The 16,127-nt window shown below is 39.8% G+C and carries 12 protein-coding genes and 8 tRNA genes; 5 read left to right on the top strand and 15 right to left on the bottom strand.

The features are described 5' to 3' along the window. Positions 1-301: 301 nt before the first annotated feature. The 9 genes from Q0779_RS12170 to Q0779_RS12210 all read right to left on the bottom strand — a co-directional run bounded on the left by Q0779_RS12170 (position 302) and on the right by Q0779_RS12210 (position 3,498). Positions 302-401: transfer RNA gene (locus Q0779_RS12170), tRNA-Leu, on the bottom strand. 93 nt (positions 402-494) lie between these two features. After that, positions 495-594 (bottom strand) — tRNA-Leu (locus Q0779_RS12175). Positions 595-676: 82 nt separating this feature from the next. Then, positions 677-774, bottom strand: a tRNA-Leu gene (locus Q0779_RS12180). 165 nt (positions 775-939) lie between these two features. Next, a tRNA-Leu gene (locus Q0779_RS12185) sits at positions 940-1,025 on the bottom strand. A 173-nt stretch (positions 1,026-1,198) separates the two neighbouring features. After that, positions 1,199-1,284, bottom strand: a tRNA-Leu gene (locus Q0779_RS12190). Positions 1,285-1,457: 173 nt separating this feature from the next. Beyond that, positions 1,458-1,543: transfer RNA gene (locus Q0779_RS12195), tRNA-Leu, on the bottom strand. 86 nt (positions 1,544-1,629) lie between these two features. Continuing rightward, positions 1,630-1,703: transfer RNA gene (locus tag Q0779_RS12200), tRNA-Cys, on the bottom strand. Positions 1,704-1,738: 35 nt separating this feature from the next. Beyond that, positions 1,739-1,814: transfer RNA gene (locus Q0779_RS12205), tRNA-Gly, on the bottom strand. Between the two features lie 247 nt (positions 1,815-2,061). Then, positions 2,062-3,498, bottom strand: a complete 1,437-nt coding sequence (locus Q0779_RS12210) for a glyceraldehyde-3-phosphate dehydrogenase (protein WP_298772916.1) — start codon at positions 3,496-3,498, stop codon at positions 2,062-2,064. Positions 3,499-4,154: 656 nt separating this feature from the next. Here Q0779_RS12210 and gap point away from each other — a divergent pair. Beyond that, the gene (gene gap / locus Q0779_RS12215) at positions 4,155-5,162 is read left to right on the top strand and encodes a type I glyceraldehyde-3-phosphate dehydrogenase (protein WP_298772917.1); all 1,008 of its coding nucleotides are present in this window, start codon (positions 4,155-4,157) and stop codon (positions 5,160-5,162) included. Positions 5,163-5,273: 111 nt separating this feature from the next. Here gap and Q0779_RS12220 read toward each other — a convergent pair whose 3' ends face one another. The 3 genes from Q0779_RS12220 to Q0779_RS12230 form a co-directional block, all read right to left on the bottom strand. Next, the gene (locus Q0779_RS12220) at positions 5,274-5,552 is read right to left on the bottom strand and encodes a hypothetical protein (protein WP_298772919.1); all 279 of its coding nucleotides are present in this window, start codon (positions 5,550-5,552) and stop codon (positions 5,274-5,276) included. 159 nt (positions 5,553-5,711) lie between these two features. Then, entirely contained in the window at positions 5,712-7,058 is a 1,347-nt protein-coding gene (locus Q0779_RS12225; RefSeq protein WP_298772920.1) for an FAD-binding oxidoreductase, read from the bottom strand. A gap of 40 nt (positions 7,059-7,098) precedes the next feature. After that, a complete protein-coding gene (locus Q0779_RS12230) occupies positions 7,099-7,677 on the bottom strand; it encodes a GNAT family N-acetyltransferase (RefSeq protein ID WP_298772921.1) in 579 nt (192 codons plus the stop codon). Between the two features lie 244 nt (positions 7,678-7,921). On the opposite strand from Q0779_RS12230, the gene Q0779_RS12235 reads away from it, so the two are divergent. Both Q0779_RS12235 and Q0779_RS12240 read left to right on the top strand, forming a co-directional pair. Further along, a complete protein-coding gene (locus Q0779_RS12235; protein WP_298772922.1) occupies positions 7,922-9,598 on the top strand; it encodes a hypothetical protein in 1,677 nt (558 codons plus the stop codon). A 243-nt stretch (positions 9,599-9,841) separates the two neighbouring features. Next, positions 9,842-12,247: an AAA family ATPase gene (locus tag Q0779_RS12240; RefSeq protein WP_298772923.1), complete on the top strand. Its 2,406-nt coding sequence runs from the start codon at positions 9,842-9,844 to the stop codon at positions 12,245-12,247. A 135-nt stretch (positions 12,248-12,382) separates the two neighbouring features. On the opposite strand, the gene Q0779_RS12245 is transcribed toward Q0779_RS12240, so the two are convergent. Continuing rightward, positions 12,383-13,303, bottom strand: coding sequence for a manganese-dependent inorganic pyrophosphatase (locus Q0779_RS12245; RefSeq protein ID WP_298772925.1), 921 nt, complete (start codon positions 13,301-13,303; stop codon positions 12,383-12,385). Positions 13,304-13,695: 392 nt separating this feature from the next. Here Q0779_RS12245 and Q0779_RS12250 point away from each other — a divergent pair, with 392 nt between their 5' ends. Together Q0779_RS12250 and Q0779_RS12255 are read left to right on the top strand one after the other, a co-directional pair. Then, complete coding sequence (locus Q0779_RS12250) at positions 13,696-14,184, top strand: hypothetical protein (RefSeq protein WP_298772927.1); 489 nt, start codon at positions 13,696-13,698, stop codon at positions 14,182-14,184. Positions 14,185-14,469: 285 nt separating this feature from the next. Further along, on the top strand, positions 14,470-14,937 hold the full coding sequence (locus Q0779_RS12255) for a hypothetical protein (RefSeq protein WP_298772929.1): 468 nt from the start codon (positions 14,470-14,472) through the stop codon (positions 14,935-14,937). 82 nt (positions 14,938-15,019) lie between these two features. Here the strand turns inward: Q0779_RS12255 and Q0779_RS12260 are convergent, their stop codons facing one another. After that, positions 15,020-15,559 carry a DUF2937 family protein gene (locus tag Q0779_RS12260; protein ID WP_298772931.1) on the bottom strand — a complete coding sequence of 180 codons (540 nt, stop codon included), beginning with the start codon at positions 15,557-15,559 and terminating at the stop codon, positions 15,020-15,022. A gap of 114 nt (positions 15,560-15,673) precedes the next feature. Beyond that, on the bottom strand, positions 15,674-16,108 hold the full coding sequence (locus Q0779_RS12265) for a DUF4144 family protein (protein ID WP_298772933.1): 435 nt from the start codon (positions 16,106-16,108) through the stop codon (positions 15,674-15,676). Positions 16,109-16,127: the final 19 nt, after the last annotated feature.

The following is a 16,127-nucleotide window of genomic DNA, read 5'->3' on the forward strand; positions in this document are numbered from 1 at the left end:
AGGCTTTCATAGATAAGTCTCCAAAGCGTCAACTTATCTCAAGACTGGACAAGATTTAAAATAAGAAAGCCCTGACTCATGTCAGGGCTTTAATACGCTTTACTATAAAAATGGTACCCGAGCCCAGACTTGAACTGTCACGCGCACTTTACTAACAAGAGTGCGAGGGATGTTAAACCCCTTGTGTTCACCGATCCCACCACTCGAATGTGAGCCACTATTTACTCAATTTGGTATTACACAATTAACAGACACAAAAAACCCGACTTATGTCAGGGCCTGATACTCTTTACTATAAAAATGGTACCCGAGGCCAGACTTGAACTATCACGCGCACTTTACTAACAAGAGTGCGAGGGATATTAAATCCCTTATGTCTACCGCGCTCCCATCACTCGAATGTGAGCCACTATTTACTCAATTTGGTATTACACAATTAACAGACACAAAAAAAACCGACTTATGTCAGGGCCTGATACTCTTTACTAGAAAAATGGTACCCGAGGCCAGACTTGAACTATCACGCACACTTTACTAACAAGAGTGCGAGGGATATTAAATCCCTCATGTCTACCGCGCTCCCATCACTCGAATGTGAGCCACTATTTACTCAATTTGGTATTACACAATTAACAGACACAAAAAAGCCCCGACTCATGTCAAGGCTTGTTTGTGATGGTACCCGAGGCCAGACTTGAACTGGCACGCGCACTTTACTAACAAGAGTGCGAGGGATTTTAAATCCTTTGTGTCTACCGATTCCACCACTCGGGCAAAACTGTTTGCCTTTTAGAATGCGCTTAATCAGGATCAGACAATGTCTTAACAACAAGAGATCACGATAATAGCCAGACCAAACATAAAGTGAATCACTTTAAAAGATTTAAAATAAGAAAGCCCTGACATGAGTCAGGGCTTTAATACGCTTTACTATAAAAATGGTACCCGAGGCCAGACTTGAACTGGCACGCCTATTAAGCGAGGGATTTTAAATCCCTTGTGTCTACCGATTCCACCACTCGGGCAAAACTGTTTTCTTTATTCTGTTTAGAAAGACCACTTTGGCTTTAACAGGAGCATATGACGTCGGTAGTCGTAATATTGCCTTGTTACTTTCTTTCATTCGCAACAAAAGTGCGAATGCTTTTATTTTAATTTTCATTCAGTCCGCTTACAGTAGAAAGCTAACTGATAAAAATGGTACCCGAGGCCAGACTTGAACTGGCACGCCTATTAAGCGAGGGATTTTAAATCCCTTGTGTCTACCGATTCCACCACTCGGGCAAAACTGTTTTCTTTATTCTGTTTAGAAAGACCACTTTGGCTTTAACAGGAGAATATGACGTCGGTAGTCGTAATATTGCCTTGTTGCTTTCTTTCATTCGTAACAAAAGTGCGAATACTTTTATTTTAATTTTCATTCAGTACGCTTACAGTAGAAAGCTAACTGATAAAAATGGTACCCGAGGCCAGACTTGAACTGGCACGCCTATTAAGCGAGGGATTTTAAATCCCTTGTGTCTACCGATTCCACCACTCGGGCAAAAAAATTTTTAATAAATTGACACGTATTATCGGTAGTTAATACTGCCATTGATGTTAAAACCAATGACTCAATCATTCTAAATTTGGAGGCGCGACCCGGAGTCGAACCGAGATAGACGGATTTGCAATCCGCAGCATAGCCATTCTGCCATCGCGCCATATTTTAATAAAAAACAACTTCAAAATTGTTTTTTGGAGCGACATATCGGGTTCGAACCGATGACCTATACCTTGGCAAGGTATCGCTCTACCAACTGAGCTAATGTCGCATCTGTAAGACCAAGAAAACAAACTATACGCATCACAACTTGTTTTTTATTTCACTTCGTCTTGACTACGGGATGGCATTCTACCGATTTGTTTATCAGAGTCAATCAACAAAACGCTTTTATTCTTCCGTTTGCTGCCAATTCGACCAAGCTGTTGTTTTTTTGATTTTTTTGTTCAAATATAAAGCGTCCTGTGAACTGGGGGCGCTTCATCATTAATCAATAAAAGGAGAAATCATCTCCAAATTTACAGTTGAGGTAGAGATTGGTAGTTCAACGCCAACATTTTTTGCATCACCCCCACAACTTGGCAGCTATAACCAAACTCATTGTCATACCACACATACAAAATTGCGCGCTTACCATCGGCAATGGTAGCCTGAGAGTCCAATACTCCCGCGTAGCGAGAACCAACCAAATCACTCGACACAATTTCAGTTGACTCAGTAAAGTCAATTTGATTTTGTAATTCGGAGTGCAACGCCTTATTACGTAAATAATCGTTGATATCTGCTTTATCCGTTTCGATATTCAAATTCAAACTGATAATCGCCATTGATACATTCGGTGTCGGCACCCTTATTGCGTTTCCTGTTAATTTACCTTCTAAAACAGGTAATGCCTTAGCGACTGCTTTGGCAGCGCCTGTTTCTGTGATCACCATATTTAACGGCGCACTGCGACCACGTCTATCGGCTTTATGATAGTTATCAATCAAATTTTGATCATTCGTATATGAATGAATAGTTTCAACATGACCATTCACAATACCGTATTCATCATTCACTGCCTTTAACACAGGCGTAATGGCATTTGTTGTGCAGCTGGCTGCAGAAATAATCGTATCTTCTGATAAAATATCGGCTTCATTAACACCATAAACAATGTTCTTAATCTTCCCTTTTGCCGGTGCTGTTAATAATACTTTTGCCGCTCCTTTTGAATTAAGGTGTAACCCTAATCCTGCTTCATCTTTCCAGATCCCAGTATTATCGACAATCAGTGCATCTTCAATACCATATTGGGTATAATCAATTTCATCTGGAGAGTTAGCATTAATGATTTGAATATAGGTACCATTGGCAATGATAGCGTTATTTTCTTCATCCACTGATACAGAACCATTGAAAGGGCCGTGAACAGAATCACGACGAAGTAGACTCGCTCGTTTTTCTAAGTCCCCTTTGCGACCACCACGTAACACAATGGCCCGTAATCTTAATTTATTGCTGACACCACTTCTTTCAATTAATAAACGCGCCAATAAACGGCCAATGCGTCCAAAACCATAAAGTACCACATCTTTTGCTTCATCATCATGCTCTTCATTGATTGCTGAAGCTAATACATCACTCATATAAGCATCAATCTGAGAATCGTCTGAATATTCACGCCAATAATTCACTGCCACTTTACCAATATCAACTTTACATTGCTTCACAGCTAATCGAGTCAATGCCTCAATAAAGGGAAGACTCTCTCGCAATCGTAGTTTTTCCCCCACATGATGACGAACTAGGCGATGCGCTTTAATAATATCAATGGTAGAGGCATTTAATAAAGGCTTACCATAAACAACAACTTCAACACCTTGATTACGGTATAATTTCCCTAACAAAGGCTGCATAGCCTCAGCCATTTCAAAACGTTCTTGCCAACTTTGTAGGTGTTTATCAGCGCTCATTTATAAATCCTTGATCTCATATCTCTGTGAAAAACAGAATTGTTTGAGTAACAAAAAGAAAGACGGTTATTCATATAAAAACGGCCTTATTGTAATGAAAATCCCTCAGCCTTTCTAGTCAACGGATCTGAGTAAATATGTAATTTAATTAGCAATAAATTCTAAAAATGGTTTTTTTTGCGTGCAATGTTGTAATATTTACATCATTTTCTCTTTTTGGAGCAAAAATAGCGTCCAAAAATACTCAATTACGCCTTTTTATTTCATAGAAAATAAGTGAAATTAGCTATTTTATACCACTTTATCAGCTTATCTACGGGCATTAAGCAATGAATTACACATTATTTGTACGTGTTTTGCCCATTTATATTGATCTCAAACAACGCAAAAACAATCAAAATGCGCTTTACTATAGCCAGCGACACAAAACAGCTCAAACTTCAATACCGCTATACCCGTCGATAACCCGTCACATACAACAAGGAGGATCAATACCTCTGGCTGTACTATTAAAAAGCGAAAAATGTGCTCTATGTAATAAAAACTCCTCTTTTTGCCGCAAATAGGGGGAAATAAGGCGATATAACTTGACGATTTCTGTCAGTTTGGTAATTTTACAACTAATTTCAGTTTATACATGACTTGAGGGATATCAAATGACTATCCGCGTTGCAATTAATGGCTATGGCCGTATCGGCCGCAATATTTTACGTGCACTTTATGAAAGTGAAAAAGATTACCCTATCCAAATCGTTGCTATCAATGATTTAGGTGATGCGTCAATTAATGCGCACTTAACTAAATACGATTCTGTTCATGGACGTTTTAATGCCAAAGTTGACCATACTGAAGACGCTATTTTCATTAATGAAGATAAGATTGCGACTTTTCAAGAGCGTGATCCTGCGAACCTTCCTTGGGCAGAACTGAATGTTGACGTCGTGTATGAATGCACTGGCATTTTCACTTCTAAAGAAGCGGTTCAACCTCATTTAAATGCCGGTGCTAAAAAAGTCATTATTTCGGCTCCAGGCAAAAATGTCGACGCGACGGTTGTTTATGGTGTAAATAATGATGAAATCACTTCAGATATGACTGTGATTTCAAATGCTTCATGCACCACTAACTGCCTAGCACCATTCGCTAAACCGCTTAATGATGAAATTGGTATCGAATCGGGTTTAATGACTACCATTCATGCTTATACGAATGATCAACGTCTTTCTGATGTGTATCATACTGATCTTCGTCGTGCTCGTGCCGCCGCCGCATCAATGATCCCAACACAAACAGGCGCTGCGGCTGCAGTAGGCTTAGTGGTCCCTGAACTAAAAGGTAAATTCGACGGTCTGGCTGTTCGTGTTCCAACAATCAATGTCTCTTTGGTTGATTTATCTTTTATTGCTGCGCGCGATACTAGTGTTGAAGAAATCAATGCCATTATAGAAAAAGCTGCTAAGACTTCACCATTAAGTGAAGTGTTAGCGGTTAATCATGAGCCTTTAGTGTCTATCGACTTTAATCACAACCCATACTCATCAAATTTTGATGCCACACAAACCCGTGTTAGCGGACGTCTTGTGAAAGTGATGGCTTGGTATGACAATGAATGGGGCTTCAGTAATCGTATGCTCGATAATACACTGGCATTAATGAACGCTTAGTACAGTATGTATTAGTACCGTATTAATACATACTGTACTTTAGTTAATGAGTCGTTCTCAATAAAAAACCTGTCTTTGACAGGTTTTTTTACACATCAATCACACCCACATTCATGCCCTTTTAATACGGACTATTTTAAATATATCAATCTCAAAACCTGCGACTTGCTCTACATCACTATAATAAGTCATATTCACCCGTGCGCCGGCTAAACTCTTGTATTTTTGAGTGCGCCTAAATTTAAACGGGGTATCGCACCCTTCGGCCATGAGCGTATGAAGGATCCAGTTGTCTTTTTCTCTTTGAGTATGACTAAAAATTTTCATATCTTCAGAATGAATAAGCCTGTCATGTTTCTGCAGCATTTTGTCGAGTTTTGTTTTTGTCATATTTCGTTGCTATTCCCGTTGCTAGGCTTGCAGCTCAAAACCTAGCAAAAGAATAACAAATCTATTTCATTTTGTAATGGAATAAATGATCAGCAAATCAGGTATAGAGCCGCGTTAGCATATCAATCCTTGCGATCCAAATGCCCCTAAAAAAACAACCTAACCCCATTTATCTTTTAACCACGCATAATGATAATACGCCCACTGACCTGCTCTTCTGGCTCGGGGTAAAGGAAAAGCGGGTAATCCCTGTGTGTATAGAGGCAAATCAGGCACCTTTTCACCTGCAATTTGTTGAGCCAGTCGAAAAGCGGCCTGAGCACTGAATGACACCCCTGCCCCACAATAACCTAAACTGTAACCCACACCGTTTTTTTCATAAACGTGGGGCATGTCATCCATGGCTGCTGCTATCCACCCGGTCCAATGATACGCAATATTGGTGGATGCTAAGCTTGGAAAGCACTGTAACATCGCTGAGTATAAACGTTGCAAGTACTGCGGCTTATGAGCATCTTTACCGTAAATCGCCCCTCGGCCACCAAATAACAATCGATTATCAGGCAGTAAACGATAATAATATTTTAAAATACGAGTATCCATGGTCACTTGATGGGTCTTCAATCCCGATAAAGCTAATTGCTCTTGAGTTAATGGCTCAGTCACAAATATCTGGCTTAAAATTGGTAAAAAGTGGTTATCGACACGGTGATTGAAACGCTTTGGAGTGTAAGCATTACCGACAGTGATCACCTTTCTAGCCGTTAACTCTCCCTTATCGGTGATTAAGCGATGCTTTCCTTGCTCTTCTATCCATTGCTTCACACACGCATTCTCATAAAGAGGTACTTTCTGAGTTTGAACCAATTTTTTATAGCCCAATAGTAATTTTAAAGGATTAATTCCAAACCCGTCATTTAACCTTAAGGCACCATAAGCTTGTTTGTGATCCATCAGCTCTGTCGATAATTGTGTTCGAGAAATAAACGCCGCATCTTCACTTAAATGTGTTCGAATAAAGTCAGCAGCGCCATTTAACTCTGCCATGGCTTTTTCATTATGTGCGATCTTAAGATAACCTTTTTGTTGTGGCTCGCACCCAATGGCATTATCTTGAATGAGGCCTTCAACTCGAGAAACTGCATCACTAAACTCGCGATAAATCCCTTTTGCGGTGTCTAAATCCCAACGTTTAGCCATTTGTTGGTAACCTAAGCGCCCAGAGCCTTTCAGGACAAAACCAGCATTACGGGCACTGGCTCCAAAGCCCACTTGATTGGCTTCTAATACGCAACAATCGATACCAAAGGTATTCGCAAGATAATACGCGGTCAACAACCCAGTGTATCCACCACCAATAATAGCGACTTCTGTTTGTTTTGTGCCAATTAAACTTGGGGATAAAGAAGGTAATGCTTGCGTGCTCGCCCAATAGGAATGAGGCGTATCCAGATGTTGAGGAAAAGACTGAACAAGCGGATCGAAATTAACATTATGCTTCGACATAAAACGACAACTCCAAAAAGCAATCTACTGAGAAAGATAATTAAAACCGTAAGATCATTTCACATGCGCTACACTCACAGGGTGAGCCACACAACACACACTCATAATCGGCATATTCCACAGGATCGCTCCACCGCCCTGAATGTCTCGCAACGATTTCTCCCCCCGCTTTCGTGAAATATTTAACGGCAGCATTATTGGGACTTTGTTGCCAAAGATGGCTAACCCCTCCAAGACCACCCTGCTTTTTAACGGCATTGATTGCTGCGGCCAATAATCGTCCTCCAGCGCCTTGTCCCTGAAAACTTGGCGCAATCGTATTGCATTTAAAATAACACAAATCTTGAACACGTATTCCCCACAGCTCAGGTGAGCACCATTGATCAATCTGCCATTGCTCAGGCGCATATGTAAGTCTAAATCCCACTAAGGTCCTTGCTTGATACAATACAAAGCTGGCATTAATGCCAGTCTTAATTCCTTTATTTCTCATTGACATTAAACTGGATGTGGTTAAATAACCTTCCCCATGCACTGCATTACCTAAAGAGATAACAGCAGGAAAGTCTTCTCTTTCTAATGGCTTAATCACCGAATGAATATCTAAGCTCTGGCTCACTTTTTACACCTTTTAAACAACCAACCTAACAACTTAAATAATCACATATTGAAAACTTAATATAAATCAAAAAATCACTTTGTTAACCAAATAAAGCTAAAAATCAGTTCGAAAAAGCGAAAAACACAGCAAACAGCTCCTATATAAGTCAAATACTGACAAATAAACTTTATTATTGTCGTGACTAGATGTAGATTGTTGTCGTTAAATGTGAATAACCATAATAAAAATGGAGAGCTTCCTCTTGATAAAACCCACACTCATTTCGCTTGTCTTGGTTAGCCTTTTAAGCGCTTGTTCAAAACCAGACAGCCAGCCTCAAACAAGCACCGAAGCGACCAATACTCAAATAGCGCAAGATTACCAGCATATGCTCGATCGTTTTGTCGACGTCGACATGCAAGCCGATTTATCAACCCTGTCAGATCAAGATATTCAAGTACTCAAAAAGTTAATTCAAGTTGCCGATATTTTGGATGTCATATACTTGAAGCAAACCTATGAAAATAATGAAAGGATCCGACAAACGATTCACGATTCAAACAGTCCTCATCAACAAGCCTTGTTATCATTATATGATTTGCATTACGGTCCCTGGGATACATTAGAGGCAAATAAACCTTTTTTTGGTGACACCCAACGTCCTGATGGTGCTGGCGTATACCCTGTTGATATGACCCGAGAAGAATTTAATCAATGGATAACAGCACATCCTGAAGATGAGGAAGCCTTCAAAAGTGGCTACACTGTCATTGTCCGTGAGGGGGGAAAACTCAAAGCAATCCCTTATAGCCAGTATTACGCCACAGAGCTTCAAGCCGCCGCTAAGCTGATGCAAGAAGCGGCTGCATTAACACATGATAAACGGTTACGCGTCTTTTTATTAAAACGCGCCGATTCATTTTTAAATGATCAATACCGCGATTCCGAAATGGCTTGGATGGATTTGGATGGCAACCTTGAAGTCGCTATCGGTCCTTATGAAACCTATACCGATAAGCTATTTGGCTATAAAACATTTTTTGAAGCCTTTATTACTGTTAGAAACCCGCAAGACAGCGCCAAGCTAGCCGTTTATAAGAAATACTTAACACAAATGGAGCTCAACCTTCCCATTCAAGATGAATACAAAAACTTACAACGTGGCGCTGAGTCACCTATTTCAGTTGTCGATCAAGTCGCAGGTGGCGGCGATAACAAACCTGGCGTACAAACAGTCGCTTTTAACCTTCCTAATGACGAGTATGTAAGGGAAGTAAAAGGCAGTAAAAAAGTCATGTTAAAAAATGTACTCAATGCTAAATATCAAGCTATTATGCAACCCATTTCTTCACTCATCATCAATCAAGAGCAGCAACCGCTATTAATGGAGAAATACTTCTTCAATGAAACCCTATTCCATGAGCTTTCCCATGGATTAGGGCCTGGTACACTCACTCTAAATGGTCGTGAAACCAGTGTCAGTGAAGAATTAAAAGAAACCTATTCTAAAATTGAAGAGGGCAAAGCAGATGTTATGGGTGCCTATAATATGCTGTTCTTAATGGATAAGGGGGAACTCCCCAGCACTGAACGGCAAAATATGTTAGTCACTTATTTTGCCGGACTGTTCCGCTCTATGCGATTTGGTATTCATGAAGCTCACGGCGCTGGCGCTGCATTCCAGTATAATTTCTTCAAAGAAAAACAAGCCTTTACTTTCGATAAACAAACACAGACCTACAAGGTTAACTTTGTTGAATTAGAAATGGCCATCAGGGATCTCGTCAAAGAAGTAACGATGATCCAAGCGCTAGGCGATTACCAAGCTGCTAAAGCCTTTTTAGCTAAATATGCCGTACTTGATGATGAAGTCGCGAGTATTAATCAAAAAATGGCAAAGATCCCAACCGATATTAAACCTCATTATCCTAAAATTTAAACAGGCTATGAAATAGTCAGTAGCATAATGGCCACCTTCAGTGGCCATTTTCATCTTGCTCCAAACATGAAGATATAATGACGATCAACCCGCATCATTTATCTTCATGAAACCTTGAAACGTATAAAAAACACCCAACAAATCACCATTTTGTTAATAAACACTGAAAAATAATCAAATATTGCAGAAATGAAATCACTAAGCGTATAGAGTAGAAAAAAACATGCCTTAAGAGGACGCATTATGCCCATACACCCTCTCAGCAGTGAGCAGCTTTATCGTCGCTCTGAACTCAATGAACTCGATGTCAATTGCACATCCACTAAACACTTAGCCCCCCTGAATGAAATTGTCGGTCAAGCCCGTGCTCAGCACGCTGTTGAATTTGCGCTATCGATGAAAGAAAAAGGCTACAATATTTATGCATTAGGTCGAAATGGTCTTGGCAAACGCACCATGATCTTACGCCATTTAAATAAACAACATCAATTAGAAAGCGACGTAACCAATGAGATCACCGATTTGTATGATTGGTGTTATGTGGTGAACTTTGAAGACGCACGACAGCCAAAAGTATTAATGCTTCCCTCACAAATGGGCCCAAAATTTAAAAAAGACATTGAAAAGTTAATGCATAAATTGCTAAAAGCTCTGCCTTTAGCATTCGATAATGAAATGTATTATTCTCGGGCTGATAAACTTAAAAATGAACTGGCTTCAAAACAAGAGCAAGCCATTATTGACCTCACTGAAGATGCTAAAAGACTCGGTGTTAGTTTAACCATTTCAGCAAAAGGAAACTATGAACTGGTTGCACTTAATGGCGAAGAACCCCATACAGAAGAATCATACAGCCAACTCAGCCAGACAAAACAAACAAAGCTACAAGCGTCCATTAGTAAATTAGAAGCTAAATTAAGGAGCTTAATCCGAAAAATCACCGTGTGGGAAGAGGAATACACTGACAAACAGCAAAAACATGATGAACAAGTCGCTGAAGACGTGTTAGAACATAGTTTCCATAAGCTACTTGAAAAATACATCGCATTGCCACAAATCAAGCAATATTTAACGGCAATGCAAAAAGATATACTGGATAATCTCGATATTTTTCTTGAAGAGAATGAAGAACAAATTGCTTTAGCTTACGCGGCCTTGAGTAAAAAAATGCCTAGGCGATATCAAGTCAACATATTAGTTACACAAGAAAAAAAGACTCCTCCCATTATCGTTGAGGATAGTCCCAATTATCACACTTTGTTTGGTTATGTTGAAAATGCCACCTACAAAGGTACCGTTATTACCGACTTTTCTTTCATCCGTGCAGGCAGCCTTCATAAAGCCAATGGCGGTGTATTAATGATTGATGCGGTAAAAGTACTCGAACATCCCTATGTATGGGATGGACTAAAACGTGCGTTGCGTTCCAAAAAGCTCAGCCTCAGTTCGCTTGAAAAAGAAGTGACCCTATCAGGCGCGATCTCTTTGGATCCTGAAGCTATTCCATTAAACATTAAGATTATTTTGTTTGGCGATCATCGCACATATCAACTGTTGCAACGCTTTGATCCAGAGTTTTGTGAATTATTTAAAGTCACAGCCGATTTTGAAGATAGAATGCCTCGCACGCCTCAATCTGAGCACCATTACGCGCAGTTTATCTCCAGTATTGTCCACAGCAATAACATGCGACATTGCGATCGCGCAGCCATCGCAAGGATCATCGAATTCAGTGCAAGGCAGGCTGATAATCAAAATCAACTTTCTTTACATTCAGTGGATGTTGCCAACTTACTCAGAGAAGCAAATTACTGCGCTCGCAGTGTAAAGGCGACACTCATTCGCGCAAGCCACGTTGAACAAGCCTTACAAAATAAAGAACTGAGAATTTGCCGAGCCAAAGATGAGTTTATGCAAAACTTTATTAACGGTTCAACAGTGCTACAAACTCATGGGAAAACCATTGGTCAAGTCAATGCCTTATCCGTCATGTCCACGTCAGATTATTTATTTGGTGCACCGAGCAGGATCACAGCCACGACCTCTTTTGGTGAAGGGAAAGTGTTTGATATTGAGAGAAAAGTGGAGTTAAGTGGCAGTATTCATTCAAAAGGTGTGATGATTTTAACCGCCTTTTTAGCCTCCATTCTGGGTAAAACAGATAAAATCCCACTCTCAACCCACCTAACCTTTGAACAATCTTATGGTGGTGTCGATGGCGACAGTGCCACCATGGCTGAGCTGTGCACCATACTGTCTTCCATCTCAGAATTGCCTTTGCGTCAAGATATCGCAATTACCGGCTCAATGGATCAATTTGGCGGCTCCCAACCCATAGGTGGGGTGAATGAAAAAATTGAGGGTTTCTTTGATGTCTGCCAAATAAAAGGCGCCAAGCCGACTCAAGGTGTGATCATTCCCCATGCCAATATGCACAATTTAATGTTAAGAAAGGATATCATTCAAGCCGTTAAAAAGGGGCAATTTCACATTTGGGCCATCGAACATGTGGATCAGGCCATTGAACTGTTAATGGATACCCCAACAGGCGAACTCAATGCTAAAGGTCATTATCCAGAAAACTCAGTATTAGGTTTAGCCCAAGCCAAATTAACCATATTACGCAACCAATCTGCAGAACAAGCATAAAAGACAATGCCAGTCAGTTTTCCTGACTGGCATCTCTATCACCACAATAGTGTGCTTTACACTATGAGCTATCACCCACTCAGCCAATAAGCATTATTTGATTTGACAAAAATAGACGTTTGAATCAATCATCCATTAGCTAAATACGGCTTGCAGTGGCGGCACAACTTGTTTCTTACGGCTTAATACGCCATCGAGCCAAACTTTACCTTCAATCAAACCCTTATCATAAGCTTGCTCGATGAGTGACGCATCATCACTGCTGACCAGCAACTCTGAGCCCTCTTTCATAATATCAGTCAGTAATAGTAAAACACTGTGGCGCTCGCCTTCCTTTTTTAGGGCTGCAATATCGGCTTCTAGATCCGCTTTCAAATCATCAAATACAGATAAATCAATGACTTCAAGTTGACCAATCCCCACTTTGTGCCCATTCATATTAAAGTCTTTAAAATCACGCATAACCAAATCACGCACCGGTGTACCTTCTACGGCAGATTTGACTTTAAACATTTCCATACCCAGCGCTTTAAAATCCTCAACTTCAGCAATTTCAGCTAAGGCTTCCACACAACGGATATCAGCTGTAGTACAAGTTGGTGATTTAAAAATCACAGTATCACTTAAAATAGCGCACATCATAATGCCTGCGATTTCTTTCGGGATCGCGACATTATGAAAGTCATACATCATTTTAATAATGGTATTACTGCAACCCACAGGGCGGATCCAACATTCTAACGGGGTCGATGTGGTTAAATCCCCTAACTTGTGATGATCAACAATGCCTACAATCGTCGCATCGGCAATATCATCGGGCGCTTGAGTCACTTCAGAATGATCCACAATATACACTTCTTCGCCAGCATAACTGAGTTTGAGCTCTGGCGCGTCAAAACCAAATTTATCTAAAATAAAAGCAGTTTCTGGCGATAACTCCCCCAAACGAGCTGCAATGGAATCTTCACCGATCTGATTTCTTAAATAGGTTAAAGCAATCGCACCGCAGATAGAATCTGAGTCTGGAATTTTATGGCCCACAACATAAACTGACATATACACATCTCTCCTGTAATTTTCTCTATTTTAACAAAAGTCAAAAAGCGGCGAAATACTCTTAAACCTCAATGATGATTAAATTATACTCATAAAAGAGACTTTCTTCGTTAAAAGGCAAGAAATTCCGATAATCGACGGGATCTTGCACTTTTTGCGCGCTCAGGGATCAACACATTCTTTCTAACAAAGCAGGTTTGACCACTTTTTATAAGGAATGCTGAAAAGTGATAGTAGAACGCATGTGATAACATAATAATTCACACAGATTAAATTACATTATTTACAATAAGTTAGATTAAAATTAAACCATTAAGCTGACCTATCAATAGACAAAATAAGACGCATTTAATTCAAACAATCATTCTAATCTTTACATGCAATGGAAAACTATGCCAACTCTTTCGCTTACTCATCCAAAAGTGACTATCTCTCAAGATCAATTAGACACCTCAAAGCAAACCATTCAAGATGTGTCTTTGGGTAAACAACGGCTCACCGCGTTCATTAGAGGCGATATTGATAATGTGACTCAGCTTGGGTGCTTTGAAAAATCCTTTGACCGCCTATTCTGTGACAGTAAAAAAGACAATGCAATGAATGTCATTAATGCCATGGTAGAACTAGAAACAACCGATGAAAGTCACAGCGCTACCCAGCAAGTGATTGCCATGGAACATAATTTTAAGCAATTAAAAGATCTCGCAGGAGAAGGGAATAGTAACTTATTTCAAGTTAAAAGAAATCAAGTGGAGAGTAACACTACTTTCATTGTAGACGGGCAGATCATTGCCAAAGTCAACGCCGTTTGCGGCGGTTTTGAAAACAGCCAAGACCTATCCGATTCCGGTGCTTGGGTAGCTGAAGAGCTCAGTTGGTAAACTCAGTGACTGCTCTGAATGACCTATTCAACACAAACGGATCTTAATTCGCAATAAATCAGCGTTACCAATAACCGTTTTTGAGTGGGGAGTCATCACTACCCACTCTTTATAATGAACCCCATTCGACTCCTGCCTACCTGGTCATACCTCTTTTGTACTGCAATGTTAAAAATTGATAGTCACTCCCAATGGCTTATTCAATAATGATGACGAACAACTTAACTGATTATTGATTATGACTCCCCCTCGTCATCAAATCACTCACTGAATAGAGAGAACAAAATGACTATTTTTGCTTCAGCCACTGTGGATATCTCACAAATTCAAAAACAAGCAGACAACTTTACATCAGATTCAAAGATCACACTCAATAAGAGCCAATTAGAGGGCTTCATTACTGGTGACATGGATAAAGCGACAAAAATGTCATTTTGGGATAATATTATTGACTTTTTCTATCCTTCTTACAATAAAGAAGAAGCATTAGAGCTTATAAGTCAAATGATTGATTTTGAATCTGAAAAAGAAAGCATTCAAGATTGGCATCGTGAATCACAAACGGATTTACTGTCCAGATTACAAAATAACTTTGAAAAGCTATATGAGCTTGCTGATGAAGGAACTCAACAAAAATTTGAACGTGTAGATGACGGTACCAAAACACAATTTAAAATCGATGGCCATACAATAGCCTCCGCTAATGCCATTTTCAATCCATATAATGAAGAACTTATATTTGAATATTTTTAAACTATTCAAATAAATCAAAGAACCACAGATGCTGTTGTGGTTCTTCGACTCATCTCTTTAGGACCCATACACAAAATGAAAGCTAGATAGGCCTTCTTCTTGGTGCTGGACCAAAAACAATACGTTTTAATAAGCACAATGTTTGCCAAATCAGTGCCAAGAATAATTCAGCCACTGCAGCAAGCAGACCACCCACAATTAACCCAACCATAATCGCTTGCGTATTTAATACAATAGAATAAGTATATTGGGCTAATACTTGAGTTTTAATATCCAACATAGGATCAAAAAGGAACTGCACATAAGGACTGTATTGGCTCGCGGAAAAGCGCTGCCAAGCAGTAGATAATGCAATTTGTCGCTGCATGAGTGCCTCAACATTTTTGCCTGCATCACTAAACACGGGATCCTCATTATTCTGATAATAAGCAATCAACTTATCAAGACTGCCACCAAAATAGCGATCCGCATCACCTTGAAAGGCGTTTAAACTCAATTCTGATTCAGTCAATTGTGATTGTAGCCGTTTACCGTATTGATCAACCACACTGGGTGCTTGGATGCCCACCAGCACGCCAGCCATAAATAAGATTAAACGCAAATATTCGATGATTTTTTTCATTTTTATCCACTGTCATAAATCAGGTTTATCCATCATACGGTATAAAAGCGTCAAACGGGAAAGGATTATAAAGAAAGACTCAGCTTCATCAAAAAATATAACCAATAATAAACATTACCTTCTTGTAACACGATTAAGCTCATAAACAATATCAATAAGCTGACGATGAGTCTTCGCATCAATTTTAGCACTGCAAACTTGCTGCACTAAACAAGCATGATGCCTCACTAAAATTAATAACTCAGATAATAAAAAACGCCGATTGGTCGCACGCAGAACCAATCGGTCTTTATTTTCTACCAGATAATAAAGCTGGCCACTGGCATCAATCAGTTTATCTTCTCCTTCTATCAAGGTCGGCGCCTCATGACAATACACTACCCAAGCAGCTTCATCTGCAATATAAACCAGTTCGTCATCACCTTGATAGCAAACCAGTGCAGGCCAATGAACATCTGAAGATACCCCTTTTTCTAGCACAGCATCACACACTTGAGTAGCTTTGTTCCTTGGTGAATAAACCAACTCACATTTATCCAATATTTTCAAACGCCACCTCATTAAGTCA

It is taken from the genome of uncultured Shewanella sp., assembly GCF_947491715.1.
Classification (GTDB): Bacteria; Pseudomonadota; Gammaproteobacteria; order Enterobacterales; family Shewanellaceae; genus Shewanella.

Excerpts from the sequence above, each read along its gene's own strand:
- Q0779_RS12245 (WP_298772925.1), bottom strand. The coding sequence starts at position 13,303 with ATGTCAGTTTATGTTGTGGGCCATAAAATTCCAGACTCAGATTCTATC.
- Q0779_RS12210 (WP_298772916.1), bottom strand. The coding sequence starts at position 3,498 with ATGAGCGCTGATAAACACCTACAAAGTTGGCAAGAACGTTTTGAAATG.
- Q0779_RS12250 (WP_298772927.1), top strand. The coding sequence starts at position 13,696 with ATGCCAACTCTTTCGCTTACTCATCCAAAAGTGACTATCTCTCAAGAT.
- Q0779_RS12240 (WP_298772923.1), top strand. The coding sequence starts at position 9,842 with ATGCCCATACACCCTCTCAGCAGTGAGCAGCTTTATCGTCGCTCTGAA.
- Q0779_RS12220 (WP_298772919.1), bottom strand. The coding sequence starts at position 5,552 with ATGACAAAAACAAAACTCGACAAAATGCTGCAGAAACATGACAGGCTT.
- gap (WP_298772917.1), top strand. The coding sequence starts at position 4,155 with ATGACTATCCGCGTTGCAATTAATGGCTATGGCCGTATCGGCCGCAAT.
- Q0779_RS12255 (WP_298772929.1), top strand. The coding sequence starts at position 14,470 with ATGACTATTTTTGCTTCAGCCACTGTGGATATCTCACAAATTCAAAAA.
- Q0779_RS12225 (WP_298772920.1), bottom strand. The coding sequence starts at position 7,058 with ATGTCGAAGCATAATGTTAATTTCGATCCGCTTGTTCAGTCTTTTCCT.
- Q0779_RS12260 (WP_298772931.1), bottom strand. The coding sequence starts at position 15,559 with ATGAAAAAAATCATCGAATATTTGCGTTTAATCTTATTTATGGCTGGC.